At 64.4% G+C, this 26,068-nt stretch carries 27 protein-coding genes, 1 other RNA gene and 1 pseudogene; 15 read left to right on the forward strand and 14 right to left on the reverse strand.

Features of this window, described 5'->3' with window-relative positions; all coding sequences use genetic code 11:
* The first annotated feature begins 320 nt into the window (after nt 1-320).
* Together XI04_RS15435 and XI04_RS15440 are read left to right on the forward strand one after the other, a co-directional pair.
* Nucleotides 321-1,442, forward strand: a complete 1,122-nt coding sequence (locus XI04_RS15435; RefSeq protein ID WP_028145474.1) for a DUF2336 domain-containing protein — start codon at nt 321-323, stop codon at nt 1,440-1,442.
* A 47-nt stretch (nt 1,443-1,489) separates the two neighbouring features.
* Nucleotides 1,490-1,732: a hypothetical protein gene (locus XI04_RS15440; protein ID WP_028145473.1), complete on the forward strand. Its 243-nt coding sequence runs from the start codon at nt 1,490-1,492 to the stop codon at nt 1,730-1,732.
* Nucleotides 1,733-1,788: 56 nt separating this feature from the next.
* Here the strand turns inward: XI04_RS15440 and XI04_RS15445 are convergent, their stop codons facing one another.
* Together XI04_RS15445 and XI04_RS15450 are read right to left on the reverse strand one after the other, a co-directional pair.
* Complete coding sequence (locus XI04_RS15445) at nt 1,789-2,808, reverse strand: zinc-dependent alcohol dehydrogenase family protein (RefSeq protein WP_028145472.1); 1,020 nt, start codon at nt 2,806-2,808, stop codon at nt 1,789-1,791.
* Between the two features lie 24 nt (nt 2,809-2,832).
* On the reverse strand, nt 2,833-3,306 hold the full coding sequence (locus XI04_RS15450; protein ID WP_271610257.1) for a cyclophilin-like fold protein: 474 nt from the start codon (nt 3,304-3,306) through the stop codon (nt 2,833-2,835).
* Between the two features lie 155 nt (nt 3,307-3,461).
* Between XI04_RS15450 and XI04_RS15455 the strand changes: the two are divergent.
* A pseudogene (locus XI04_RS15455) lies at nt 3,462-3,679 on the forward strand (LysR family transcriptional regulator); the annotation flags it as partial.
* Between the two features lie 87 nt (nt 3,680-3,766).
* On the opposite strand, the gene XI04_RS15460 reads toward XI04_RS15455, so the two are convergent.
* From XI04_RS15460 to ssrA, 12 genes are all read right to left on the reverse strand, one after another.
* Nucleotides 3,767-5,473 carry an ATP-binding protein gene (locus XI04_RS15460; protein WP_028145470.1) on the reverse strand — a complete coding sequence of 569 codons (1,707 nt, stop codon included), beginning with the start codon at nt 5,471-5,473 and terminating at the stop codon, nt 3,767-3,769.
* Complete coding sequence (locus XI04_RS15465; protein ID WP_271610256.1) at nt 5,470-6,984, reverse strand: ATPase domain-containing protein; 1,515 nt, start codon at nt 6,982-6,984, stop codon at nt 5,470-5,472. Before XI04_RS15465 ends, XI04_RS15460 begins: the two co-directional genes overlap by 4 nt.
* A gap of 309 nt (nt 6,985-7,293) precedes the next feature.
* Nucleotides 7,294-7,791, reverse strand: coding sequence for a GNAT family N-acetyltransferase (locus XI04_RS15470; protein ID WP_028145468.1), 498 nt, complete (start codon nt 7,789-7,791; stop codon nt 7,294-7,296).
* 166 nt (nt 7,792-7,957) lie between these two features.
* Nucleotides 7,958-9,061 (reverse strand): calcium/proton exchanger, encoded by a 1,104-nt coding sequence (cax, locus tag XI04_RS15475; protein ID WP_271610255.1) that lies wholly within the window; start codon nt 9,059-9,061, stop codon nt 7,958-7,960.
* A 94-nt stretch (nt 9,062-9,155) separates the two neighbouring features.
* Nucleotides 9,156-9,437 carry a hypothetical protein gene (locus XI04_RS15480; protein ID WP_028145466.1) on the reverse strand — a complete coding sequence of 94 codons (282 nt, stop codon included), beginning with the start codon at nt 9,435-9,437 and terminating at the stop codon, nt 9,156-9,158.
* Between the two features lie 191 nt (nt 9,438-9,628).
* Nucleotides 9,629-11,500, reverse strand: a complete 1,872-nt coding sequence (gene feoB / locus XI04_RS15485) for a ferrous iron transporter B (protein WP_028145465.1) — start codon at nt 11,498-11,500, stop codon at nt 9,629-9,631.
* Between the two features lie 37 nt (nt 11,501-11,537).
* Entirely contained in the window at nt 11,538-11,813 is a 276-nt protein-coding gene (locus XI04_RS15490; RefSeq protein WP_018319701.1) for a FeoA family protein, read from the reverse strand.
* A 124-nt stretch (nt 11,814-11,937) separates the two neighbouring features.
* A complete protein-coding gene (locus XI04_RS15495; RefSeq protein ID WP_018319702.1) occupies nt 11,938-12,189 on the reverse strand; it encodes a ribbon-helix-helix domain-containing protein in 252 nt (83 codons plus the stop codon).
* Nucleotides 12,186-12,374 carry a DUF4169 family protein gene (locus tag XI04_RS15500; protein WP_028145464.1) on the reverse strand — a complete coding sequence of 63 codons (189 nt, stop codon included), beginning with the start codon at nt 12,372-12,374 and terminating at the stop codon, nt 12,186-12,188. Before XI04_RS15500 ends, XI04_RS15495 begins: the two co-directional genes overlap by 4 nt.
* 281 nt (nt 12,375-12,655) lie before the next feature.
* Entirely contained in the window at nt 12,656-14,089 is a 1,434-nt protein-coding gene (gene fumC, locus XI04_RS15505; RefSeq protein ID WP_028145463.1) for a class II fumarate hydratase, read from the reverse strand.
* A gap of 89 nt (nt 14,090-14,178) precedes the next feature.
* Nucleotides 14,179-14,697, reverse strand: coding sequence for an SspB family protein (locus XI04_RS15510; protein ID WP_028145462.1), 519 nt, complete (start codon nt 14,695-14,697; stop codon nt 14,179-14,181).
* Between the two features lie 110 nt (nt 14,698-14,807).
* Nucleotides 14,808-15,173, reverse strand: a transfer-messenger RNA (tmRNA) gene (gene ssrA / locus XI04_RS15515).
* A 96-nt stretch (nt 15,174-15,269) separates the two neighbouring features.
* On the opposite strand from ssrA, the gene XI04_RS15520 reads away from it, so the two are divergent.
* The 12 genes from XI04_RS15520 to XI04_RS15575 all read left to right on the forward strand — a co-directional run bounded on the left by XI04_RS15520 (nt 15,270) and on the right by XI04_RS15575 (nt 25,978).
* A complete protein-coding gene (locus tag XI04_RS15520) occupies nt 15,270-15,884 on the forward strand; it encodes a chromate transporter (protein ID WP_271610254.1) in 615 nt (204 codons plus the stop codon).
* Nucleotides 15,881-16,411: a chromate transporter gene (locus XI04_RS15525; protein WP_028145460.1), complete on the forward strand. Its 531-nt coding sequence runs from the start codon at nt 15,881-15,883 to the stop codon at nt 16,409-16,411. The genes XI04_RS15520 and XI04_RS15525 overlap by 4 nt, the downstream gene beginning before the upstream one ends.
* A 94-nt stretch (nt 16,412-16,505) precedes the next feature.
* Nucleotides 16,506-17,267 (forward strand): tripartite tricarboxylate transporter TctB family protein, encoded by a 762-nt coding sequence (locus XI04_RS15530; protein ID WP_028145459.1) that lies wholly within the window; start codon nt 16,506-16,508, stop codon nt 17,265-17,267.
* Between the two features lie 7 nt (nt 17,268-17,274).
* A complete protein-coding gene (locus XI04_RS15535; protein WP_028145458.1) occupies nt 17,275-18,789 on the forward strand; it encodes a tripartite tricarboxylate transporter permease in 1,515 nt (504 codons plus the stop codon).
* Nucleotides 18,790-18,910: 121 nt separating this feature from the next.
* Nucleotides 18,911-19,891 (forward strand): tripartite tricarboxylate transporter substrate binding protein BugD, encoded by a 981-nt coding sequence (locus tag XI04_RS15540; protein WP_271610253.1) that lies wholly within the window; start codon nt 18,911-18,913, stop codon nt 19,889-19,891.
* A gap of 171 nt (nt 19,892-20,062) precedes the next feature.
* The gene (locus tag XI04_RS15545) at nt 20,063-20,857 is read left to right on the forward strand and encodes a thymidylate synthase (RefSeq protein WP_095426098.1); all 795 of its coding nucleotides are present in this window, start codon (nt 20,063-20,065) and stop codon (nt 20,855-20,857) included.
* 5 nt (nt 20,858-20,862) lie between these two features.
* On the forward strand, nt 20,863-21,348 hold the full coding sequence (locus tag XI04_RS15550) for a GNAT family N-acetyltransferase (RefSeq protein WP_152102520.1): 486 nt from the start codon (nt 20,863-20,865) through the stop codon (nt 21,346-21,348).
* Complete coding sequence (locus XI04_RS15555; protein ID WP_095426100.1) at nt 21,348-21,857, forward strand: dihydrofolate reductase; 510 nt, start codon at nt 21,348-21,350, stop codon at nt 21,855-21,857. The genes XI04_RS15550 and XI04_RS15555 overlap by 1 nt, the downstream gene beginning before the upstream one ends.
* A gap of 153 nt (nt 21,858-22,010) precedes the next feature.
* On the forward strand, nt 22,011-23,147 hold the full coding sequence (hflK, locus tag XI04_RS15560) for an FtsH protease activity modulator HflK (protein WP_028145454.1): 1,137 nt from the start codon (nt 22,011-22,013) through the stop codon (nt 23,145-23,147).
* On the forward strand, nt 23,144-24,040 hold the full coding sequence (hflC, locus tag XI04_RS15565) for a protease modulator HflC (protein WP_028145453.1): 897 nt from the start codon (nt 23,144-23,146) through the stop codon (nt 24,038-24,040). The genes hflK and hflC overlap by 4 nt, the downstream gene beginning before the upstream one ends.
* A gap of 72 nt (nt 24,041-24,112) precedes the next feature.
* Nucleotides 24,113-24,319 (forward strand): DUF2065 domain-containing protein, encoded by a 207-nt coding sequence (locus XI04_RS15570; RefSeq protein ID WP_028145452.1) that lies wholly within the window; start codon nt 24,113-24,115, stop codon nt 24,317-24,319.
* Nucleotides 24,320-24,460: 141 nt separating this feature from the next.
* Nucleotides 24,461-25,978 (forward strand): Do family serine endopeptidase, encoded by a 1,518-nt coding sequence (locus XI04_RS15575; protein WP_028145451.1) that lies wholly within the window; start codon nt 24,461-24,463, stop codon nt 25,976-25,978.
* Nucleotides 25,979-26,068: the final 90 nt, after the last annotated feature.

The following is a 26,068-nucleotide window of genomic DNA, read 5'->3' on the forward strand; positions in this document are numbered from 1 at the left end:
TGCGGGGGAGGTCGGCGCGAAGCACCGGGTGGGGGCTCTCTCCACATTGGGAGTCTCTCCGTTGAGACAGCCTCTCCCCAACCCTCTCCCGCAAGCGAGAGAGGGAGCGCACCTTCCGAGCCGCCTTGTCCGCCCGTGAATCCATTCCCTCGCATTTGAATGAATTTTGCCCGGCAAAACTGATTTGCCGATTTTACCGAATTCTCGCGTTTGATCTCTAGCGTCAGTTCCCAGAGGAATCCGGTGTCCCGCCACGAGCGGCGGGGCGCCGCGCCAAAAGAACTGCCAAGAATTACTCGCCAAGAACTGGGGTTATCGAGATGAACGGGGCGAAAACGCTTCTACAGGATCTGGACGACGCGATCGCGCGCGGCACTGACGAGAGCCGGGCGAAGGCGTTGTGGCATGCGACCGACATTCTGATCACCGGCCGCTACAGCGACGACGAGATCAGCATGTTCGGCGAGGTCATCGGGCGGCTCGCCGACGAGATCGAGGTCGCCGCGCGCGCGCAGCTCTCGGAGCTGATGTCGGCATGCGATCACGCTCCGCTCAACGTCATCGAAAAGCTGGCGCTCGACGACGAGATCGAGGTCGCCGGTCCCGTGCTGCGCGACTCCACTCGTCTCGACGAGAAGATGCTGGTCGAGAGCGCCATGACCAAGGGCCAATCGCATCTACTCGCAATCGCCCAGCGCAAATCGATCGGCGAGGCCGTCACCGACGTGCTGGTCAAGCGCGGCGATCAGGAGGTCGTGACCTCGGTGGCCAGGAACGAGGGCGCGCGCTTCTCCGGTTCGGGCCTGTTGCACATGGTCCGCCGCGCCGAAGGCGATTCGATCCTCGCCGAGCAGCTCGGCCTGCGCAAGGACGTGCCGCGCCACATCTTCCAGCAGCTGATCTCGAAGGCGTCGGAAGACGTCCGCCGCCGCCTCGAGACCGAGCGGCCCGAAATGATGGCGCAGATCCAGAGCTCGGTGACCGAGGTCACTGGCGATCTTCAGTCCAAGTTCGGCCCGTCATCGCGCAGCTATTTCGTCGCCAAGCGCGTGGTGACGACGCAGTATCGCCAGGGCAACCTCAACCAGGATTCGATCTCGAACTATGCGCGCCAGCACCGCTTCGACGAGGTGCAGATCGGCCTGTCGCTGCTGTCGGCGTTGCCGGTCGACGTGATCGAGCGCGCGATGATGGACCGCAACCGCGAGATGATTCTGGTGCTGTGCAAGGCACTCGACTTCTCCTGGGACACGACCATGTCGCTGCTGTTCCTCGGCGCCAAGGATCATCTGATCACGGCGCGCGAGCTGCACGACAACGAGCGGGATTTCGGCCGGCTGAAGATCGAGACCTCGCGCAGCGTCTTGAAGTTCTACCAGTCGCGCAAGACCGCCGGCGATTCCACCGCGGGCGGCCGTCAGCCCGAGCTTCAGGTCCACTGAACAGGTGCACTGAGCATCGTCCCGGACTTCAAAGGGGAGTATTTGCAATGTTGCCTCAATTCGGCACCGCGGTTCGCAAGAAGAACCTCAACAGCGCCGTGACCGCCGATCTCGGCGCGGGAGCGCCCGACAAGGCGTCGGTGGACGCTGCCTGGCTCGTGCTGGAAGCCGCCAATGACCTCGGCGACCACGCCGCGATCGACGCCTGCCGGCGTGTCATCGACGCCGAGCTGAACGGGACGGTGGCCGGAAGCTCGGACATCGATCTCGTGCTGGGGTATTTCCGGTAAGCTGCCTCACACACCGTCATCATCTCTCTCGCTTCGCCGTGAGGCGTCGCCCCATCTTAGAGGGTGATCAACGTCTTGATCGCGCGCCGTTCGTCCATGGCGCGGTATCCCTCGGCGACATCGGACAGCGGCAGCTTGAGGTCGAACACCTTTCCCGGCTTGATCTTGCCGGCGAGGACGCGGCCGATCAGGTCAGGCAGGAAGCGCCGGACGGGGGCCGGTCCGCCCAGCATGCGCCGCTGCGCGAAGAACATCGCCTGGCCGTCGAAGGTCACGCCGTGCGGCACGCCGACATAGCCGATTGATCCGCCGGGCCGCGAACAGGCGATCGCCTGCGCCATCGATTCCTGCGTGCCGACGCACTCCAGAACGGAATCGGCGCCGACGCCATCGGTGAGGTCCTTGATGCGGGCAATTCCCGCCTCGCCGCGCTCGGCCACGATGTCGGTGGCGCCGAATTCGACCGCGAGCTGCTGCCGCGTCTTGTGTCGGCTCATGGCGATGATCCGCTCGGCGCCCATCTCCTTGGCCGCCAGCACGCCCATCAGGCCGACGGCGCCGTCGCCGACTACGATCGCGGTCGATCCCTTGCGAACGTTGGCGGCATCGGCGGCATACCAGCCGGTGCCAAGCACGTCGGAGGTCGCGAGCAGGTCGGCAATGAGATCGGGTGACGGATGCTCAGCGGTTGCGACCAGGGTGCCGTCGGCCAGCGGAACGCGCGCGTAGGGGGCTTGCGCGCCCGACATGAATTCGCGCTGGACGCAGGAGGAATGGAAGCCGAAGCGGCAATGCGGGCAGGTGTTGTCGGAGATGCAGAACGAGCCGACGACGAACTGCCCGGGTCGCACCGTCTTCACCGCGCTGCCGACCTCCACGACCACGCCGCAATATTCGTGGCCCATGTGCTGCGCACGACCGTCGATCGGCTGCAGGCCGCGATAGGGCCAGAGGTCGGACCCGCAGATGCAGGTTGCCGACAGCTTGATGATGGCGTCGGTGGGCTTGAGGATCTTGGGATCGTCGACCTCTTCGCAGCGGATGTCGCCGGGACCATACATGAGTGTTGCCAGCATGGCTGAACCTTTCGGGTTTGATCGTCAGGAGAGAAGCTCGAGCCGCAGCGGATATTTTCCGCGCGTGAGCAGGGGCTGAGCGCCGCCGTCGAGATGGCCGAGACGGATCAAGCCCTTCGAGTAGCGATAGCTGCCGTGGAAGAAGGCGAGATTGCCCCAGGGCGCGAAGTAGCAGAGATCGCCCGGCGCCTCGTCGGCGAACGGGACGCTGTCGAGCTCCGTCAGCTTGCGCGGCAGATAGGCGATCTTCTCGTTGGTCGAATAGTCCTCGATGGCGAGGTCGAGCGGCAGCAGAGCGACGAGGTCCCTCGCCGACGGGTTGTCCAGAAGGGTTGCCGTAAAACTGTGGCGGTCGAAGGCGCATCGCATCTGCATGTTCGCAGCTCCCGTCCGCCCGGCGGCGTTCGTCAGGGTGAGGCCGGCGACGAAGCCGGGCACCGCGGCGATGGCCACGAGGCCGCCGACAACGGTCCGGCGCGTGAAGCAACGTCTGGACATGATACATGCGCCTGTGGTCGGGGCCGGAGGGCACGAGAGCCGCGGCCGCCTCCGCCATTGGACATAACGCCCGGCGGGCGATCCGATTAGATGGATTAATCCGCTTGCGTTGATCGATGGGAGGCATAAATGGGAACTCTCGGCGGTGGAAGGCGATGGCCAGGCAGGATTTCAACGACCTTCTTTCCTTCCTCACGATCGCCAAGTAGCTCGGCTCACCAAAGCGGCGGCCAAGCTCGGCGTTGCCCAGTCGACACTGAGCTACACCATCAAGCGTCTCGAAGAGCAGATGGGTATCCGGCTCTTGACGCGGACCACCCGCAGCGTCGGCCTGACGGAGGCCGGCGAGCGGCTGCGGCAAGCGATGGCACCGCTTCAAGGTCATCGTCGACGCACTGCGTCATCGCGGGAAGTGACGGCGGCCGGCGATGCGGTTCGGTGCCGTCCCGTTCGTTCGAAGTCAGTACGAACCCGAGCGCTTTGATCCTGCATCGAGCCGTAGACTTGACCTCGCCGCGCTCAGCGCCGCAGACAGCTCGTCGATGTGGTAGGGCTTCGCCAGGATCTGGATGCCCGCCGCCTGCGCCTCATGGACGGAGGCTTCGGCGTAGCCGCTGGTCAGCAGAACCGGTATGTCGTTGCGACGCCGTTTGATCTCGTGTGCGAGTTCAACCCCATTCATGCCGCCGGGCATCATGATGTCCGAAAAGATCACATCGACGGAGCGACCATCGGCCAAAGCGCCGAGAGCCGCGGCAGCGCTGGCGGCGCGTGTGACTTCGTAACCGAGTTGGCCGAGCATCTCGGCGACCAGTGCGGCAACCTCGTCGTCGTCTTCGACCAGCAGGATTCGGCCCTGGTTGCTTTTCTTCGGTCGCACCCTGGTGAGGTCGATGAGGTGCCGCTCGCTCGAAGGTACATCGAACGATCGCGGCAGGTACAGTTCGATGCTGGTGCCCCGGCCGGCCTCCGATTGAATGCGGACCGTGCCCCGAGACTGCGTCGCAAATCCATGGACCTGCGCGAGCCCAAGGCCCGAGCCCTTGCCGACGTCCTTGGTCGTGAAGAAGGGCTCGAAGACCCGCGACAGGATCTCCGGAGCCATGCCGACACCTGTGTCGATCACGGACAGCCGGACATAGTCGCCGGCGATCTCCGCGTCGTTCAGCTCGGGCAGGTTTTCGCCGCGGACGAGGATCGTGCCGCCGTTCGGCATGGCGTCGCGGGCATTGACGGCCAGGTTGAGGATCACCAGCTCGAGCTCCCCGGGATCGACCTCCACCGGCCACAGCGAATCCGGAAATTCGAACTCGACATGGACGTCGCCTCTCAGGCTTCGATCGAGCAGCTCGCGCATGCCACCGATCTGTGCGGCGACGTCGACGGGTTCCGGGCGCAGCTTCTGTCGGCGCGAAAACGCCAGAAGCTGCTTGGTCAGGCTGGCCCCGCGCTGCGCCGCCTGGATCATCCCGTCCATCAAGCGGCGACGGCGGTTGGGGTCCGTCTGGCGGTCGAGCATGTCGAGGCCGCCGGAAATCACCATCAGCAGGTTGTTGAAGTCGTGAGCTACGCCGCCGGTGAGCTGGCCGATGGCTTCGATCTTCTGAGCCTGGCGAAGCGTCTCCTCGACGCGAGCGCGCTCGTTCATTTCGAGACGCAGTTGCTCGTTGGCTTCCTTCAGTTCGCGCGTCCGCTCGACCACCAGCTTCTCGAGCTCCTGCGCGGTCTGCTCGCGGGCCTCGAGCAGAGCCCGGATTTCATATTGACGCCGGCGTGCCCGGATCGCCGACTGGATGGCGCTGGTCAGCGTGATCGGCTGAACCGGCCGTTCGAGCAGCGAGACGTTACGGAGAAGCTCGACGATACTGCGTCGCCACGCGACGACCGCCGGCTGTTCTCGATGGCTGGTGAGAACGACAAAAGGGAGGTCGGACCACGGCGGTTGGCGCTCGATCCATTGTGCCAGCGGCGCCGTGTCTCTCCCGAACAATCCTTCCTCGGCCAGGAAGACCGCGCCCACGCCTTCGGTCATCGCGCTGACGAGCGCGGACAGATCGCGGCAGTTGACCGCCTCCAGGCTCGCGCCGCGAAAGAGTTCGGTCGATGCCGGCCCGTCGCGGCCGATCGGGGCGAATACGAGAACGCGGTGATCCGGGTCGAGGCTCATTCGAATGGCCCTTCCGGCAGTGCCCTGCCGGTATAATGCGGATTGCCGGAAAAGATGCCGCTGAACTCCTGCAGTGGCGGGCCGAGCCTGATCCCGCTGCTGCCAAGCCGGAATTCGCGAATGCTATGCTCGTGATTGCCGCTACGCTTCTTGACGACTGACAAGGCGCGCCGCACCGTTCCACCGAATTCGAAATAGCGCAGCATCAGCACTGCATCGCTCAAATAGCTGATGTCGAGCGGCGTATCCATGGGACCTACAAGCCCATGCTGAGCGAGGATCAGGATGGTGAGGACTCCCTGCTGTGCCAGGTAGCTCAGGAGTTCATGCATCTGCAGGATGAGAAAACGTTCATCCGGCATCGCGTTCAGGTAACCGTTCAGGCTGTCGATGACGACAAGGCGGGCGTTGTCGGCCTCGACGCTTCGGCGGAGCGTCGCCGCGAACTCACCGGGCGACAGTTCGGCCGGATCGATCTGTTGAAACCGGATTTTTCCCGAGGCGAGATGTTTCTCCAGAGGCAAGCCAAGTGTCCGTGCACGTGCTTCGACCGTTCCACGGCCTTCATCGAATGCGAAGAATACGGCGTGCTCGCCACGTTCGGCCGCCGCAATGGCATAGGTCAGTGCGACCGACGACTTGCCCGCACCGGCAGAGCCGAGCAGAAGCGCGTTGGTGCCGCGTTCGAGCCCGCCTCCCAAGAGCTGATCGAGCTCGGCGTTGCCGCTGGACATGGGCTCACCGGCGAAGGACTTGTGATGTTCGGCCGCGACGAGCCGGGGGAAGATCCGCAAGCCGCCTTCCGAAATTGTAAAATCGTGGTAACCACCGCGAAACCGGATGCCCCGCATCTTGATCACGCGAAGACGGCGCCGCTCGGCCCCATAGTCGATGGCGAGCTGTTCGAGCATCACCACGCCGTGCGCAATCGAATGCAGTTGCAGGTCGTCCTGAGAGGACGAGAGATCGTCGAGGAGAACGACAGTGCAGTTGCGGTTGGTGAAAAAGTGCTTCAGGGCCAGAACCTGACGCCTATAGCGCAGCGGGTTCTGCGCCAGCAGGCGCAGTTCGGACAGGCTGTCGAGCACCACGCGGGTGGGATCAATTCGTTCGACCTCCCTGAAGATCAAATTGGTGGTTTCGCTCAGCTCCATTTCGGCGGGATGGAAGACCGTGAGCTCGCGCTCCGGGTCGAGCGTCGTCTCCGGTGGCACCAGTTCGAAGATGTCGACCCCGTCCAGCGACCAGCCATGCCGACGCGCGACGACACTCAGCTCCCTCTTGGTTTCGGACAGGGAGATATAGAGCACGCGTTCGCCATCACGCACACCTCTCAGAAGGAATTGCAGCGCGATCGTGGTCTTGCCGGTGCCGGGCCGGCCCTCGTAAAGATACATCCGATTGGCGTCCAGGCCGCCGCCCAGGATGTCATCCAGGCCGTCGCTGCCGGTCGAAACTCTCGGCGAATCCTTAAGGTCGCTGTCTGGAGCAGCCCTCGACGAACCGGTCATTGAACCCCCTCGCGCATATCTTCCGGAAGCTGATTTTGCCCGAGCGCCCAGAGGCTGGCAGCCGGGGTTGGACCGAAGAAGAGGTCCTTCCAAGGAACTCTTCAGACAGGAACGAGTTCCCGCAAAGAGGTTTGCCCGGGCGATCGATGGCCCCGGCTTGAGCTATCGATGCAAGAAGCCAGTTGCGGGTCGGAGCGTCCAAGGGACGAGCCGCAATAGACTGTGCCGATAGCTCGGTGCTGTCGGTTCAAAACTGAACACAAGCTCCTGTGCTCGCCGCAGGTGGATTTGGTCGCATCGTGGTGGCGGTCATCGCCTTGCGCGGTAGATCACCACGTCCTCGCCGTGACGACTCGTGCGCCGCTCGAGCAGGTAATTCGATTTCTCCAGCACGCGGCGCGATGCGCCGTTTGCGGTATAGACGATGCCGATGAGAGACGGCAGCTCGAGTTGTGACAGCCCGATCTCAGTCAGCTCGGTCGCGGTCTCGCTGGCAAATCCCCGGCCCCAGAGACTGGGTGTGAACGCGTAGGCGATCTCGATCTCGTCCACGTCATCCACCAGGATGTGCCGGATGCCGGCCCGCCCGGCAAATGCGCCGTCTTTCGTGCGCAGGGTCCACAGGCCAAAACCGTATTGATCCCAGTGCGCCATGTTGACGGCGAGATATTTCTCCGTTGCCTCCGCCGAACGCACGCCGCCGATGTAACGCGACGCTTCGGGATCCAGATGGAGCGCGACGAGGTCGGCGAGGTGACTTTCGTTCAGCCTCTCCGCGGTCAGGTTGTCGGTACTGAAGCGATCCATGGAAGCAGGGTGTCGCGCGGAGCTGGTCGCGATCTGGATGTTGTTGAGGCCGATGATGCCATCGTGCCGCTGTTTTGCCCGACAGGTCAACCGGCTCGCGGCCTTTAGGTTTTTGTTCAAGCATGGTCCTTTCGGAAAACCGCCGCGCACTTTTCCGGATCATGCTTTAGACCGGGCCGTGCGAGCCGGGCGGGACCATGTAGAGCGTCATCGCGAAGATCGTGTAGATGCAGAGCAGGAGGGCACCGACGAACCAGGCGGAGCGTCCGCCATTGGTGACGAAGCTCGTCACCACGGTGGCGATCATGACCATGGTCACCGCTCCCGGCCAGAATTGAAGGTCCATGGGCTGCGGCCCGACGACGTAGCTCAGCAGCACGAGAACGGGTGCGACGAACAAGGCGATCTGGCTGGCGCTTCCGAGCGCGATGCTCACGCTCAAGTCGAGCCGGTTGCGGCGTGCCGCGGAAAACGCCACGGCCATCTCGGCCGCAGCCCCGACCAGGGCAACGACGATGAATCCGACGAATGCCGGGGTCATGCCGAGCGTTTCGGCGGCCTTCTGCACCGATGTCACGAAGATCTCGCTCACGAGTGCCACCAGCACGGTGACGATTCCCAGTGTCGGAACGGCGATCGCAATCGGCAGTATCGGGCCGCCTGCCTCGCCATGGTCGCTGCTTGCAAACAGCTCCTTGTGCGTCTTCAGCGAGAACAGCAGGCTGAGACCGTAGGCCGCAATCAGCAGGACCGCCAAGGCGGTGCTCAAGCGCTGCACCGTCGCCTCGTGGCCGGCAAAGTCGAGGTCGGCCACGGCCGAGGGTGACAACAGGGCGATCGTGGCCATCAGCAGCAGCGCGGAATGGAGCCTGCCGCCTGCCCGGTTGTATTCCTGCACGCGATGCCTCAATCCGCCCAGAAACAGCGATGCGCCCAGCATGAATAGCGAGTTGGTCACGATCGCACCCGCAATCGAGGCTTTGACCAGCATGTATTGACCGGCCTGCAACGCCGTGACCGCGATGATGAGCTCCGTGAGATTGCCAAGCGTGGCGTTCAACAGCCCGCCGACCGCATCGCCGGTCTTCTCGGCCACGGCCTCCGTCGCGTGGCTGAGCAGGCTCGCGAGCGGCACGATGGCGATCACGGCCAGCACGAACAGCAGCGTATGCGCGTCCGGCATGACATGCTCGAGCACGATCACGACAGGCACGACAGCCAGCAGCCACAGCAGCGGGCTGTGCCGGATTTCCCTGAGCAGCGCGTTCATGGTCCGTCCTACGCGGTCAGACCTCGACGCTGCCGCCGGAGTGGGGCCCGGTGTTGATCTAGCTCAACGGCTTGTGCGCCCTCGAACCGGCGCCTCAATAGCAGGGCGGATAGGGGTGATATCCACAAGCCCGGCGATAGCCATAGGCGCCATAGGCGGCAGCTCCCGCCGCTGCGGCACCGTAGTAAGCCCGCCGATGGACCCTGCGGTTGACGCCGGCAACGCTTCCCGGCGTGAGCGGGCGTCCGACGCGGGCCTCGGCGGTGTCAACGGACACGGCGAGCGCATCCACCGGCGAGGTGTGGAACGACAGGGGTGCTGCCGTGAACAGCGCGGCGGTGACGAACAGTCCGATCAGCTTGGCATGTCCAGTCATGTGCTCTCTCCCTTTGCAGGACGACGAGAAAACGTGACAGGCGGGTGAGGTGGACCATTGACCGAAATCAAGGGTCGCGGTTTCCTGGGATCGCCTGGCCCGGATGATTCCTGCACTCGCGTAAGCCATTGATTTCACAACCCCGGTCTACTGTGCATGGGGTTGTTTTCGCAATTTTAGTTTTGAGGGCTTCAGCCGGCGCCCAGCGCCACCGCGACGTTGTACGTCAGGAGGCTCGCGGCATAGGCCAGCACCAGCATGTAGGTGAAGGTCACGGCCATCCAGGTCCAGCTTCCGGTCTCGCGCCGGATCACGGCCAGCGTCGAGGCGCATTGCGGCGCGAAGATGTACCAGGCCAGCATCGACAGCGCGGTGGCGAGCGACCATTTCGTCGCGAGCACCTGGCCGATCTGCTCGGCCGCTTCCTTGCCGCCCTCGATCGCATAGACGGTGCCGAGCGCCGCGACCGCGACCTCGCGCGCCGCCATGCCCGGGATCAGCGCGACCGCGATCTGCCAGTTGAAGCCGACCGGGGCGAGCAGGGGTTCGAGCGCCTTGCCGATGATGGCGGCGAGGCTGAAGTCGATGGCGGGCTCGGTGGCGCCCGCCGGCGGCTGCGGGAACGAGGCCAGGAACCAGATCAGCACCATCATCGAGAAGATCGTGGTGCCGGCGCGCACCAGGAACATCTTGGCGCGGGTGTAGATGCCGATCGCGATCGATTTCAGCTGCGGCATCTTGTAGTCCGGCAGCTCCAGCATGAACGGCGCCGGCGCAAAGTCGCGCAGCATGAAGAACTTGATCAGGAACGAGACGGCAAGCGCGCTGATGATGCCGGCGGCGTAGAGGCCGAACATCACGAGGCCCTGCAGGTTGATGAAGCCCCAGACGTCCTTCGCAGGGATGAAAGCCGAGATGATCAGCGTGTAGACTGGAATACGCGCCGAGCAGGTCATCAGCGGCGCGATCAGGATCGTGGTCAGCCGGTCGCGCTTGTTGTCGATCACGCGCGTCGCCATGATGCCGGGAATGGCGCAGGCAAAGCTCGACAGCAGCGGTATGAAGGCGCGGCCGTGCAGGCCGGCGCCGCCCATGATGCGATCCATCAGGAACGCGGCGCGCGCCATATAGCCGAAATCTTCCAGCAGCAGGATGAACAGGAAGATGAGGATGATCTGCGGCAGGAACACAATGACGCTGCCGACGCCGGAGATCACGCCATTCTGCAGGAAGCTCTGCAACAGGCCGTCGGGCAGGGTGGCCTGCACGAGCTCCCCGAGCGCGTCGAAGCCGGACTTGAGCACGTCCATTGCTGGTTGCGCCCAGGCGAACACCGCCTGGAACATCACGAACAGGATCAGCGCGAGCACGATGAGGCCGCCGACCGGATGCAGCACGATCGCGTCGATCCGCGCGGTCCAGGTGTCGGGCCTAGCAGGCAGGCTGACGCAGTCGGCGATGATGCGGTCGGCCTCGCGCTGGGTCGCGCGTAGTTCGCCGACGCTGAGCGCGCGCCAGCTGTTCGCCGCCGCCTCGGCGGCGAGCTTTGCCGAGATCTCGTCGGTCAGCTTCAAGAGGTCGGCGGTGCCGCCCTTGCGCACCGCGATCGAGGTGACCACGGGCAGGCCGAGCTCCTTGGCGAGCCGCTCCGTGTCGACGGTAATGCCGCGGCGGGCCGCGATGTCGAACATGTTGAGCACGAGCAGCATCGGCCGTCCGGTGCGCTTGAGCTCGAGCAGCAGGCGGATGGTCAGCCGCAAATTGGTCGAATCGGCCACGCACAGCACGAGGTCGGGCACGGTCTCGCCGGACGCCTTGCCGAGCACGAAGTCGCGGGTGATCTCCTCGTCGGGGCTGCGGCCGCGCAGCGAATAGGTGCCGGGCAGGTCGACCACCGAGACCTGACGTCCCAGCGGAGTGACGAAGAAGCCTTCCTTGCGCTCGACGGTGACGCCCGGATAGTTCGCGACCTTCTGCCGGCTGCCCGTCAGGGCATTGAACAGCGAGGTCTTGCCGCTGTTCGGCGTGCCCACCAGGGCGAGATGCAGCAGGGGTAATTCCATGGAATCACTGGTCCGGGATCAGAGGTCCGGTCGCTGTCTAGGCGACGATGATAGCCATGGCTTCGCGGCGTCGGACCGCAATCGTGATGCTGTCGACCCGCACGGCGATCGGGTCGCGCCCGACCAGCCCCTCGTGCAGGACCTCGACCCGGGCGCCTTCGACGAAGCCGAGCTCGATCAGGCGGCTCTCGAGCTCGATGTCGGAGAGCGCCGAGCCCGCCTCGCGAGCGGAAAGATGCTGGATGACGCCGGTATAGCCGCGCTGGGCCAGACCCAGCGGCATGTGCGGGCGCGTGTCATTGGTGTCGGTCATGCCCTGTATTTTCAACGCAAGGCATTGAGGTCAAGCGCGCGCGCTCCCTGAAACCGCACCTTAGAGTGATTTTAAAGTGCGGGTGGCGGAGCGCCGTCGAAGGCGCCCCCGAGGGCTGGGTTGGCTACTGGGCCGCGACCTTGTCCGGCTGGGGGGCCATGGCCCGGCTCTTGAAGTAGTCCAGCACGAACAGGCGGATCGCCGACGACAAATTGCCCTGCTGGCGGTTGTTGTCGATCTCGCCGACCAGCTCGGACAACGTCATGTTGCGCAAGCCGGAAATCTCCTTCATGCCGTTCCAGAACGCCTCTTCCAGGCTGACGCTGGTCTTGTGCCCGGCGACGACGATCGACCGTTTCACGACGGGCGACTTCATGGCTGCTCCTCGCGATCGATCTGATGCTGATCCAGATGCGCTTTCGCCTTGTCCGCGCGCGTCTCCTGCGCCGACCGTTCCGCCTTCGTGCGACCGAACTTCGTCCGGTTGGCGTCCGCCTGCTTCGCCGAGGCTTCCCGTTCGGCGCGCTTCCTGAAACGATTCAGGTTGATGACGTTCCCCATGCCGCGTCTCCATCATCCGATCCTTTCCAGGCAGGATGAAACACTCAGAAACAGGGTGCCGCACTGCGCCCCACAAGACTTGATCGCCATTCGCTTGTCCTCGTCAATCGGCCTCTAGGGCCATCAAACGATGAATTTCGCCCCCGTCGAGGGGCGGAAGGGCTGCGTAGCACGCCGTCCTGCCGGAACATTGACGGTAATCAAATCCCGCCCCCAAAGCCGCACATTTCTAGGGCGCCGAGCGTCCGTATCATTACGGATGGCTATCGGAATTCGGAGTTCTATCCCGGGCTGGTCATCTTCTCGGGGCGTACCAGGCGATCGAACTCATCAGCCGAGACGAAGCCGAGCCGCAGCGCCTCCTCCTTCAGCGTGGTGCCGTTGGCATGGGCCGTCTTGGCCACCTTGGCGGCGTTGTCGTAGCCGATCTTCGGGGCGAGCGCCGTCACCAGCATCAGCGAGCGCTGCATCAACTCACTTATGCGCTTTTCGTCGGCACGGATGCCGCTCACGCAATGCTCGGTAAAGGATCGCGCCGCATCCGCGATCAGGCGGATGGAGTGCAGCATGTTGTAGGCGAGCACGGGCTTGTAGACGTTGAGCTCGAAATGGCCCTGGCTACCGGCCACCGTGATCGCGGTGTGATTGCCGAACACCTGGCAGCACACCATGGTCATCGCCTCGCACTGGGTCGGATTGACCTTGCCCGGCATGATCGAGGAGCCCGGCTCGTTCTCCGGCAGGACAAGCTCGCCTAGCCCCGAGCGCGGGCCTGATCCCAGGAGGCGGATGTCGTTGGCGATCTTGAACAGGCCTGTCGCGACCGAATTGATGGCGCCGTGCACCAGCACGTAGGCATCGTTGGAGGCCAGCGCCTCGAATTTGTTGGCGGCGCTGGTGAAGGGCAGCTTCGTGATCCCGACCACGTGCTTGGCGAAAAGCTTCGCGAAGCGCGGCTTCGAGTTGAGGCCGGTGCCGACGGCGGTGCCGCCCTGCGCCAGCGGATAGAGGTCCTTCACCGCGACCTTGAGCCGGGCGATGCCGCTTTCGACCTGCGCGGCATAGCCGGAAAACTCCTGGCCGAGCGTCAGGGGCGTGGCATCCTGGGTGTGGGTGCGACCGATCTTCACGATCTTCGCGAACGCCTTCTCCTTCTTGCGCAGCGCGCGGAGCAGCTCATCGAGCGCAGGAATGAGATCGGCAGTGATGCGACTTGCGGCCGCGATGTGCATCGCGGTCGGAAACGAATCGTTCGACGACTGGCTCATGTTGACGTGATCGTTGGGATGCACCGGCTTCTTGGCGCCGAGCTCGCCGCCGAGCAGCTCGTTGGCGCGGTTGGCGATCACCTCGTTGAGGTTCATGTTGCTCTGCGTGCCCGAGCCGGTCTGCCACACGACGAGCGGGAAATGCTCATCGAGCTTGCCCTCGATCACCTCGCGCGCGGCGCTGATGATCGCATTGGCGCGGCGCCGGTCGAGCAGGCCGAGCTCGAGGTTGGACTGTGCTGCGGCGAGCTTGACGATGCCGAGCGCGTGCACCAGCGAGATCGGCATGCGGTCGGTGCCGATGCGAAAGTTCTGGCGCGAGCGTTCGGTCTGCGCGCCCCAATAGCGGTCGGCAGGGACCTCGATGGGACCGAAACTGTCGGTCTCGATGCGGGTGGCGGGGCGGGCGGTCTTCGCGCGGGCGGCTTTGGCCATGAGCACATCCATTCTACCGCGCGAAACACCGCGCGGCTCTTTCGTGTGCTTCTCTATATAGGGAGTTCGGCCGCGTGCGACGGGTTCGGGTCCAACCTAGATCATTTCTTGCGGAAACGATCGAGCCGCACGACTTCGGCGCCGCCCTGGTTCGGGGCCGCCGGCTCCTCCGTGCTTTCCGCCGTTTCAGGGGCGGGCGTCTGCACGGCGACGGCCGATGGCGCGGGAGCTGTCGGCAGCGTCTCGGGCGCGACCTCGGCGACGTCAGACGTGTCGAACTGCAGGCCGAACTTCACGGACGGATCGAGGAAGCTCTTGATGGCGCTGAACGGCACGATCAGCCGCTCCGGAATGCCGCCGAAGGACAGGCCGACCTCGAAGCGGTCCTCGAGCACGGTCAGGTCCCAGAACTGATGCTGCAGGATGATCGTCATCTCTTCCGGATATTGCGCCAGCAGCCGCGACGACAACTTCACGCCCTCGGCCTTCGACACGAAGGTGATGAAGAAATGGTGCTCGCCCGGCAGGCCCTGGGCCGCGGCATCGGTCAGCACCTTCCGCAGCACGCCGCGCAGCGCGTCGCGGGCCAGCACATCGTATCGGATATGATCGGTCGCCATGGTGGTCCTGTTGCATCCCCGAAGCCGGACCGTGCCGACTCGCCAAGCCGCAATAGTACCGCGCCTGACGGGTCAGCAGGAGTCCCCGCCGGGGAAGAAATCAAGAGTAAAGTGGAGGCTTCTGTTGCCAGGTGCCTCCGAACCCCGCCTAACGGAGCTTAACCCGTTAGGACTTTAAGATGGTCTTTCAAACTGCGTTACGCAGCCTGAGCAACCGGAGCAAAGTTGTCGTTGGCAACTATTGCAGTAGCCCGATAACGGCGGAACAATACCGGGAAAAAGTTCGCCCTTTACGCCCTCGTCGATCCTATTTCGCCCCCGCCAAAGCCCGCTTCGGGACGACCCGTTGGTGGGCTTTGGTGGAGGCGCCGGGTACCGCCCCCGGGTCCGAATGGTTTATTGCGACGACCGTTTATTTCCATAGCCGGCGAACCGGCAGCCCCAATATAGGGCGCAAAGGTTTCGAATGACAGGTGTTTCGCGCAGCGATCCCAGGGTTCCCTTTGGATAGGTTCCGGACGGGCAGGGGCCGGAGCTTGGCGGCGTGGCGACCGGCCCTCTAAGCTCCTGTGATGCCCGACGATTCCGCACCGGCGGCCCAACCAGATCAGGTGCCGGATCAACCGGCCGCCGGCGCCGCGTCGCCCGGCCTGCTCGCGCTGTTCCTGGCCTTTGCCCGGATGTCGCTGGCCGGCTTCGGCGGGGTCTTGGTGTTTGCCCGGCGGGCGATCGTCGAGCAGCACCGCTGGATGAATGCGGACGAGTTCAACGAGACTTTTGCGCTCTGTCATTTCCTGCCCGGACCCAACATCGTCAATCTGTCCATGGTGTTCGGATCAAGGCTGCGCGGCATCGCGGGCGGGCTTGCCGCCTTTGCCGGGTTGTTGCTGCCGCCGACGCTGATCATGACGGTGCTTGCGATCATCTACTCCCGTTACGGTGACCTCGACGTGCTGCGCCGCAGCCTCGCCGGCATCTCCTGCGCGGCGGTCGGTCTCTTGATCGCGGTAGTGTTCCGCATGATGACGCCGCTGCTGAAGAGGACGGATCCCCTCGCACTGATCCTGATGGCCGGCGTGTTCCTCGCCATCGGCGTGCTCCGCCTGCCGCTTCCGGCGGTGCTGCTGGTCGCGATCCCCATCAGTGTCGGCGCCACTTTTTTCCTGCGGCGGAAAGTAGCAGCATGAAGCCTGAGAATCCGATCTGGGCGCTGATCTCCACCTTTGGACTGATGTCGCTGTTCGCCGTCGGCGGCGCCGCGGCGGCGGTGCCCGAGATGCACCGCATCGCGGTCGAGGTGCATCACTGGATGACCGACAAGCAGTTCACCGATGCCTATGCGATCGCGCAGCTCTCGCCAGGTCCGAACGTGCTTATCGTGACGTTAATCGGCTATGCCGTCGCCGGCATCCCCGGCGCGCTGGCGGCGACGCTGGCGATGTGCCTGCCGACCGCGTTGCTTGCCTATTATGTCAGCCGCCTCCTGAATCGGCCCAGCAAATCGCGCTGGCCCGGCTTGATCCAGGCTGCACTGGTTCCGCTTTCGATCGGATTGATGGCGGCGAGTGCCCTGATCCTGGCCCAGTCGACCGATCGCACAATTGCTGCAGTGCTTCTGACCGCAATGGTTGCGGTGATCGCCTCGGTCTCGCGCATCAATCCACTCTGGCTCCTGCTCGCCGGGGGACTGTTGGGTTTTGCTGGCATTGTGTAATGAAAATCGCTAGGCAGTGGTCGGGCGGGGGATCCGTTTCCAGCCGATTTAGAACAACAGTGCTCGTGACTTACGGGTCGCGGAGGAGACATGCATGGCCGATACGATGGGCCACTCGGCGACTGCCACCCGAAACACATCGGTGGCGCTCGGCTTCTGTCTGCTGGCGATTGCGCCGCAGATTTTCGAATTCATCTGGTCGATAGGGACGATTTTCGGTTGGGGCGCGGGCCGCGGCCCGGCCACGGTCGTGATCAGCCACGCCACCGCGTTGCTCGTCGGTGCGCCCGGTACGTTGATGGGAGCGGCCACCGGTGACACCAAGAAGGCGTCGTCCGAGGTGCTGCTCGCGCTGATCTATTCCTATCCGATCTTTGCGGTGGCGATCGTCACGCTGTTCATGACCATCAAGTCGGCGCAGGACTATGTCGGCGGGGTCATCCTGATGGCGCTGGCCCTGTTTGCACTGTGGGCCTCGAGCGATCTGCAGGGGATGCGCGGCTTCTCCTTCGGCGCGGGCACTGCGCCGCGGATGTTCGGCGGACTGCTGGTCGCCTTGTCCGCCGGCATCGCCCTGACCGGCCTTTTGACCGATGGGCCGGCGATGGCCCATTACTCATGGCGCGGGCCGATGTTCGTGATGGCGGCGATCCTGTTCTTCGCGCTGGCGATCCGGCCGCTCGGCCTCGTGGTCACGGCCTTTGCGAGCTTCATGATCGCCGCGACGGGGTCGCACGAGACGCGCTGGCTGGAGGCCGCCATCGTCGGCGCCTGCCTGACGATCGGCTGCGCGATCCTGTTTCCGTACGTGCTCGGGCTGCCGATGCCGATGTACCCGCGTTTCCTGATCCAGTGAGGGTGTGATGGATATCTTTGCCAACCTCGCTCACGGTTTTGCAGTCGCGCTCTCTCCGATCAACCTCCTGATGTGCCTGATCGGCGCCCTCGTCGGCACGCTGGTCGGCGTGCTCCCGGGCATCGGCACCATCGCCACGGTCGCGATGCTGCTACCGATCACCTTCGGATTGCCGCCGGTCGGCGCGCTGATCATGCTCGCCGGCATCTATTACGGCGCCCAGTATGGCGGCTCGACCACGTCGATCCTGGTCAATATTCCAGGTGAGGCGACATCGGTCGTCACCGCCATCGACGGTCACCAGATGGCCAAGCAGGGCCGCGCCGGCCCGGCGCTGGCGATTGCGGCGATCGGCTCGTTCTTCGCCGGCTGCGTCGCGACCGTGCTGATTGCCGTGCTCGGCGCGCCGCTCACCAAGCTCGCGCTGGCGTTCGGCCCGGCCGAGTATTTCTCGCTGATGGTGCTCGGCTTGATCTTTGCGGTCGTGCTGGCCAAGGGCTCGGTGCTGAAGGCGATCGCGATGATCGTGTTTGGCCTGCTGCTGTCGATGGTCGGCTCGGACATCGAGACCGGCGCCTCGCGCATGGCCTTCAACATTCCGGAGCTCGCCGACGGCCTCGGCTTTGCGACGGTGGCGATGGGCGTGTTCGGCTTTGCCGAGATCATCCGCAATCTCGACGCCGGTGCCGAGATGAACCGCGACCTCGTGCAGCAGAAGATCACCGGCCTGATGCCGACCAGGAAGGATCTGATCGACTCGACGCCGCCGATCCTGCGCGGCACCGTGCTCGGCTCGATCCTCGGCATCCTGCCCGGCGGTGGTGCGGTCATCGCCTCGTTCGCGGCCTATACGCTCGAGAAGAAGCTTGCCAAGGATCCGAAGCGGTTCGGCCGCGGCGCGATCGAGGGCGTGGCGGCGCCGGAAAGCGCCAACAACGCCGCCGCGCAGACCTCCTTCATCCCGCTGCTGACGCTCGGCATCCCGCCGAACGCGGTGATGGCGCTGATGGTGGGCGCGATGACCATCCACGGCATCGTGCCGGGTCCGCAGGTGATGCAGAAGCAGCCCGACCTGGTCTGGGGCATGATCGCCTCGATGTGGATCGGCAATCTGATGCTGATCATCATCAACCTGCCGCTGGTCGGAATCTGGGTCCGGTTGCTCCGCGTGCCGTACCGGCTGATGTTCCCCTCGATCGTGATCTTCTGCGCGATCGGCATCTACTCGGTGAACAACGCGCCGGTCGACGTCATCCTTGCCGGCGTGTTCGGTCTCGTCGGCTACTGGCTGATCAAGCACGATTTCGAGCCGGCACCGCTGCTGCTCGGCATGGTGCTCGGACCGCTGATGGAAGAGAACCTGCGCCGTGCGCTGCTGATCTCGCGTGGCGACTGGAGCGTGTTCCTGACGCGTCCGCTGTCGGCGGTGCTGCTCGCGATCGCGGCGAGCCTGCTGCTGCTTACGGTGCTGCCTGTGTTGCGGTCGAAGCGCGACCAGGTGTTCACGGAGTCCGAGAACTAGGTCCTGCGTCGGCGCGCCGCATTCGGAAGTCGAATCGACTTGTGTTACGGCTTCGTGAAATGAAAATGCCGGCCTTTGGGCCGGCATTTTGCTTGTGTCCAAGGGAACGACGGGGATCGACATGACCTTCATTCGCGCGCTCACGAGCGCATGTGCCGCAGCGCTCGCCTCGCTGTGCGCTTTTGCTGCGCCCGCCGATGCGCAGACTTATCCGACGCGCAGCATCACCATGATCGTACCGTTCGCGGCTGGCGGACCGACTGACGTGATCTCGCGCATCGTCACCGGGCATATGGCGCAGACGCTGGGACAGAGCATCATCATCGAGAACGTGGTCGGCGCCGGCGGCACCACCGCAACCACCCGCGCCGCGCGCGCGGCCAATGACGGCTATACGCTCATCACCGGGCATATGGGCACGCATGCCGCCTCCGTGCCGCTCTATCCCAAGCTCGCCTATCATCCCGAGAAGGACTTCGAGCCGATCGCGCTGCTCGCGGGTACCCCGATCCTGATCCTCGCGCGCAAGGACTTTCCGCCGAAGGATTTGAAGGAGTTCGTGGCCTATGTGAAGGCCAACGCCGAGAAGGTGAACGCTGCCCATGCCGGCGTCGGCTCGGTCTCGCACGTCTCCTGCGAGCTGCTGCACTCGATCCTCGACATCAAGCCGGTCGGCGTGCCCTTCAACGGCACGGGACCTGCGATGAACGCGCTGTTGGCGGGGCAGGTCGACTACATGTGCGACCAGATCGTCAATGCCGTGCCGCAGATCAATGCCGGCACCATCAAGGCCTATGCGATCGCAACGCCGGAGCGCAATCCGTCGCTTCCGAACGTGCCGACGACGGCAGAAGCGGGCCTGCCGAAATTCCAGGCCCAGGCCTGGAATGCGATGTTCGCGCCCAAGGGAACCTCGCCGGCGATCCTGGCCAGCCTGAACGCTGCGGCCAACAAGGCGCTCGACGACGAGACCGTGAAGAAGCGCCTGCTCGAGCTCGGCAGCGTCATCCCGGGTCCCGCGGAGCGGACGCCGGAGGCGCTGGCCACCCTCGTGAAGAACGAAATCGCGAAATGGACCCCGGTGCTGAAGCCGGCAACTTAGGCAATGCGATCAAGCTGATAGGGCAAGGGGCGGGACGTAAGTTCCGCCCCTTGTCGTTTGCGCCGGGAGGACTCACTTTTCCGGGTATAATCGGAGCGGACAGCGAATCGCCGCTGTTGCAGCGCGGGGGCGGCCGCTAAATTCGCCCGCTCCCCAAAGGCTCAGTCGCACATGCACCAGTATCAGGACCTGCTCGAGCGGATTCTTTCAGACGGCGCCGAAAAGACCGACCGGACCGGCACCGGTACGCTCTCGGTGTTCGGTCATCAGATGCGCTTCAATCTGTCGGCCGGCTTCCCGATGCTGACCACCAAGCGGCTGCCGCTGAAGGCGATCATCCACGAGCTGCTGTGGTTCCTGAAGGGCGACACCAACATCAAATATCTCAGGGACAACGGCGTCACCATCTGGGACGAATGGGCGGACGCCAATGGCGATCTCGGCCCGGTGTATGGTCATCAATGGCGCGCCTGGCCGGCGCCTGACGGCCGCAGCATCGACCAGATTGCGAACGTGGTCGACATGATCAAGCGCAATCCGGACTCGCGCCGCCTGATCGTCTCGGCGTGGAATCCAGCCGAAGTCGACAAGATGGCGCTGCCGCCATGCCATTGTCTGTTCCAGTTCTACGTCGCAGGCGGCAAGCTGTCCTGCCAGCTCTATCAGCGCTCGGCCGACGTCTTCCTCGGCGTGCCCTTCAACATCGCCTCCTATGCGCTGCTGACCATGATGGTGGCGCAGGTCACCGGCCTGAAGCCCGGCGACTTCGTGCATTCGTTCGGCGATACCCATCTCTATTCCAACCATCTGGAGCAGGCCCGGCTTCAGCTCACGCGCGCGCCGCGCGCGCTGCCGGTGATGCGGATCAATCCCGATGTGAAGGACATCTTCTCCTTCCGCTTTGAGGATTTCGAGCTCGTCGGCTACGACCCTCATCCGCACATCAAGGCGGAAGTCGCGGTTTAGCGCCGATGTCGCTCAACATCCGCCGTGTGCGCCCGGGCGAAGCCGGGCTCGTTCTCGCTTTCATCCGAGAACTCGCCGAATACGAAAAGCTCTCGCACGAGGTCGAGGCGACCGAGGCCGACATCGCTGACGCGCTGTTCGGCGAGAGACCGCAACTCTATTGCGCGATCGCCGAGTGGGACGGCGATCCGGTCGGCTTCGCGGTGTGGTTTGCGAATTTCTCCACATTCAGCGGCCGCCATGGCATCTATCTCGAAGATCTCTACGTGCGGCCGTCGCACCGGGGCAGGGGCCTCGGCAAGGCGCTGCTGGTCCATCTCGCCAAGGAATGCGTCGAGAACGGCTGGTCCCGCCTGCAATGGGCGGTGCTCGACTGGAACGCGCCGTCGATCGCGTTCTACAAATCGCTCGGCGCGGTCATGATGGAGGACTGGACGCTGTGCCGTGTCACCGGGCCGGCGCTGACGCGGCTTGCCGGGAGTGCGCCCTGATGGAGATCGTCTTCGTCGTCGCGATCGCGGAGAACGGCGTCATCGGCGCCGGCAACGCCATGCCGTGGCGCATGAAATCCGACATGGCGCGCTTCAAGGCGCTGACGATCGGCAAGCCCGTGGTCATGGGCCGCAAGACCTTCGAATCCTTGCCCCGGCCGCTGCGGGACCGCACCAACATCGTGATCACGCGCGATGCGGCCTATCGCGCCAACGGCGCCATTGTCACGACATCGGCCGCCGATGCCGGCGCGGTTGCGCTTGGCGACGCCCTGCGGCGTTCGGTCACCGAGATCGCGGTGATCGGCGGCGCCGAGATCTATCGGCAATGGCTCGATCGCGCCGATCGCCTCGAAGTCACCGAAGTGCACGCGCGCCCCGAAGGCGACACGCGTTTCGACATCGACAATGCGGAATGGGACGAGGTTGAACGTATCCGCCATGCTGCCGGCCCCGACGACAGCGCCGACTTCTCCTATGTGACATATCGTCGGCGGCGCGGCCATTAACCGCTTTCGTCAATGTTTACATTGACTTTTTCGTGCCCGAGCATAGCTCGGAAGACGGGCACCGCTGCGTTGTAAGGGACTTGCCTGTCCCCTATAAAGCCGGACCGGACAAAGCGGGCGGGGGCAATTCCACCCTGCCGAGGAGAGCGTCGAATGCCGTGGAAGAATCAGGGCGGTGGCCCATGGGGCTCGGGTCCGAAGGGACCATGGGGCTCAGGCCCGCAACCGGTCGGGCCGAGGCCGCCGGATCTGGAAGACCTTCTGCGGCGCGGCCAGGACCGCCTCCAGCAGATCATGCCGGGCGGCTATTTCTCCGGCATCGGCATCACGCTGATCGTGCTGCTGATCGTCGCGTTCTGGCTGCTGTCGGGCTTCTTCCGCGTGCAGTCCGAAGAGCTCGGCGTCGTGCTGCGCTTCGGCAAGCATGTTCGCACCGTGCAGCCGGGCCTGAACTATCATCTGCCCTATCCGATCGAGACAGTGCTGCTGCCCAAGGCGCTGCGCGTCAACACCATCTCCATCGGCATGACGCTGATCGACGATCCGGCGCGGCGCGGCCGCTCCATTCGTGACGTGCCGGAAGAGAGCCTGATGCTGACCGGCGACGAGAACATCGTCGACGTCGACTTCACCGTGCTCTGGCGCATCAAGCCGGATGGCGTCGGCGACTTCCTCTTCAACATCCAGAATCCCGAAGGCACCGTGAAGGCGGTCTCCGAGAGCGCGATGCGCGAGGTGATCGGCCGCTCGCAGATCCAGCCGATCCTCACCGGCGCGCGCAACGTCACCGAGCAGGGCGTGCAGGAGCTGATCCAGAAGACTCTGGACAGCTACGGCGCCGGCATTCAGGTCAGCCAGGTGCAGATGCAGAAGGTCGATCCGCCGGCGCAGGTGATTGACGCCTTCCGCGACGTCCAGGCGGCGCGCGCCAATCTCGAGCAGTTGCAGAACGAGGCACAGACCTACGCCAACCAGGTGGTGCCGCAGGCGCGCGGACGCTCGGCGCAGATCATGCAAGCCGCCGAAGGTTACAAGGAGCAGGCGGTTGCCGAGGCCAAGGGCCAGAGCGCGCGCTTCCTGAAGGTGTACGAGGAATACAAGAAGGCGCCCGACGTGACGCGTGAACGGATCTATCTGGAGACGATGGAGCGCGTGCTCGGCGGCGCGGACAAGCTCGTCTATGACGGCGGGCCCTCGGGCCAGGGCATCGTGCCCTATCTGCCGCTCGGCGAACTGACGACCAAGCGGCCACCTACCACCGGTCCGCAGTCGAGCGGAGGTAGCCGATGAGGTCCCCGGTCACAGGTATCGTCACTCTGCTTGGGCTCCTGCTCGTCGTGATCGTCGGCTACATGTCGCTATTCACGGTGCAGCAGACCGAGCAGACCATCGTGCTGCAGTTCGGCCGGCCCGTCGACGTCGTCACCGCACCCGGCCTGCACTTCAAGGCGCCGTGGAATTCGGTGATCAACATCGACAAGCGGATTCTCGACCTGGAGAACCCGTCGCAGGAAGCGATCGCCTCCGATCAGAAGCGGCTCGTGGTCGACGCCTTCGCGCGCTACCGCATCAAGGACGCGCTGCGCTTCTATCAGAGCGTCGGTTCGATCCAGGCTGCCAACATCCAGCTCACCACGCTCCTGAACGCGGCGCTGCGCCGCGTGCTGGGCGAGGTCACCTTCATCAACGTGGTGCGCGACGACCGCGAGAAGCTGATGCAGCGCATCCGCGACCAGCTCGATCGCGAGGCCGACGGCTACGGCATCCAGGTCGTCGACGTCAGGATCCGCCGCGCCGACCTGCCGGAGCAGAACAGCCAGGCGGTCTATCAACGTATGAAGACGGAGCGCGAGCGCGAGGCGGCCGAGTTCCGCGCACAGGGCGGCCAGAAGGCCCAGGAGATCAAGTCCAAGGCCGATCGTGAGGCGACCGTCATCGTCGCGGAAGCGAATTCGCAGGCCGAGCAGACCCGGGGTGCGGGCGATGCCGAGCGCAACCGCCTGTTCGCCGAAGCCTACAGCAAGGATGCCGACTTCTTCGCCTTCTACCGGTCGATGACGGCCTACGAGAACGGGCTGAAGTCGAACGACACCCGCTTCCTGCTGCGGCCGGACTCGGATTTCTTCCGGTACTTCAGTAACCCGTCCGGCAAGACGGCGACCGAGACGCCGGCGAAGCCGTAAGCTAGACAAAGGGCGGCGGATCTCGCAGCCCTTCGTCCAGACAAGAACAGCATAACGGGAGGTTCCAATCCGATGAGGTCCATTGCGTTCGCCGACTTCCTCATCGGCTTGGGCATCCTGTTCGTGCTGGAAGGCTTGATGTTCGCGGCAAGTCCTAACTGGATGCGCAAGGCCATGAAGAGCGCCATCGCCACGCCGGACAACATCCTGCGGGCGGTCGGGATCGGTTCGGCCGTCGTCGGCCTGGTCCTGATCTGGGTTATGCGGCGCCCCATTTAGGCGTCGCGCCAACGCCAAAGTGAAGGCGACAGACCGGTTTTCGCCGTATTATCGGGGTTCTGAGGCCCGTTAAGCTCCGCGCTTGCGCCGTCCTCCCGTCAAGCGCAGTCTGGCGCCGAATCCCTCTCTCTGGAGATCACAATGACCGCTGCCACCATTGCCCCGTCCCGCTCGCGACTTGGTGTGCGAATTGGGCTGGCCGCGCTCGCCGTCGCTGCTTTCAGCGCGTTCGGCACGCCGGTCTATGCGCGCGGACCGGAGGGCATCGCCGACGTCGCCGAGAAGGTGATCGACGCGGTCGTCAACATCTCGACCTCGCAGACCGTCGAAGCCAAGGGCGGCGGCAGCAACGCCATGCCGCAATTGCCGCCCGGCTCGCCCTTCGAGGAGTTCTTCGACGACTTCTTCAAGAACCGCAAAGGTCCGGGCGGCAGCAGCAAGGGTGGCGAGCGCGGAGACGGCGGCCCGCCGCCGCGCAAGACCAACTCGCTCGGAAGCGGCTTCATCATCGACACATCAGGCGTCGTCGTCACCAACAACCACGTCATCGCGGATGCCGACGAGATCAACGTCATCCTCAACGACGGTACCAAGATCAAGGCCGAGCTGGTCGGTGTCGACAAGAAGACCGACCTTGCGGTGCTGAAGTTCAAGCCGACCAAGCCGCTGGTCGCGGTGAAGTTCGGCGATAGCGACAAGCTGCGTCTCGGCGACTGGGTGGTCGCGATCGGCAACCCGTTCAGCCTGGGCGGCACGGTGACGGCCGGCATCGTCTCGGCCAAGAACCGCGACATCTCCTCGGGTCCCTATGACAGCTACATCCAGACCGACGCATCCATCAACCGCGGCAATTCCGGCGGTCCGCTGTTCAACCTCGATGGCGACGTCATCGGCGTCAACACGCTGATCATCTCGCCCTCCGGCGGCTCGATCGGCATCGGCTTCGCCGTGCCCTCGAAGACGGTCGCGGGCGTCGTCGACCAGCTCCGTCAGTTCGGCGAGCTGCGCCGCGGCTGGTTAGGGGTGCGGATCCAGAGTGTTACCGACGAGATCGCCGAAAGCCTCAACATCAAGCCGGCGCGCGGCGCGCTGGTTGCGGGCGTCGACGACAAGGGCCCGGCCAAGCCGGCCGGCATCGAGCCGGGCGACGTCGTCGTCAAGTTCGACGGCAAGGACGTCAAGGATCCGAAGGACCTGTCCCGCGTCGTCGCCGACACAGCGGTCGGCAAGGAAGTCGACGTCATCATCATCCGCAAGGGCAAGGAAGAAACCAAGAAGGTCACGCTCGGCCGTCTCCAGGATCCCGAGAAGGTGCAGGCCGCGGTGAAGACCGACGAGCCCGCGCCCGAGAAGCTGGTGACGCAGAAGGCGCTCGGCCTTGATCTTGCGGCGCTGAACAAGGATCTGCGCACTCGCTACAAGATCAAGGAGAGCGTCAAGGGCGTGGTCGTCACCAATGTCGACGCCAATTCCGACGCCGCCGAGAAGCGCCTCTCCGCCGGCGACGTCATCGTCGAGGTGGCGCAGGAGGCCGTCTCCAGTGGCGCGGACATCCAGAAGCGGGTCGACCAGCTCAAGAAGGACGGCAAGAAGTCGGTGCTGCTGCTGGTGTCGAACGCCGACGGCGAGCTGCGGTTCGTGGCGCTGAGCGTGCAGTAGTTTCGGGCGCGGTCTCGTAGGGTGGGCAAAGCGAAAGCGTGCCCACCGTCTTTCCACCGCCGCAGCAAGAATGGTGGGCACGGCGCCAGC

Source organism: Bradyrhizobium sp. CCBAU 11430 (assembly GCF_028128855.1).
GTDB lineage: Bacteria > Pseudomonadota > Alphaproteobacteria > Rhizobiales > Xanthobacteraceae > Bradyrhizobium > Bradyrhizobium ottawaense.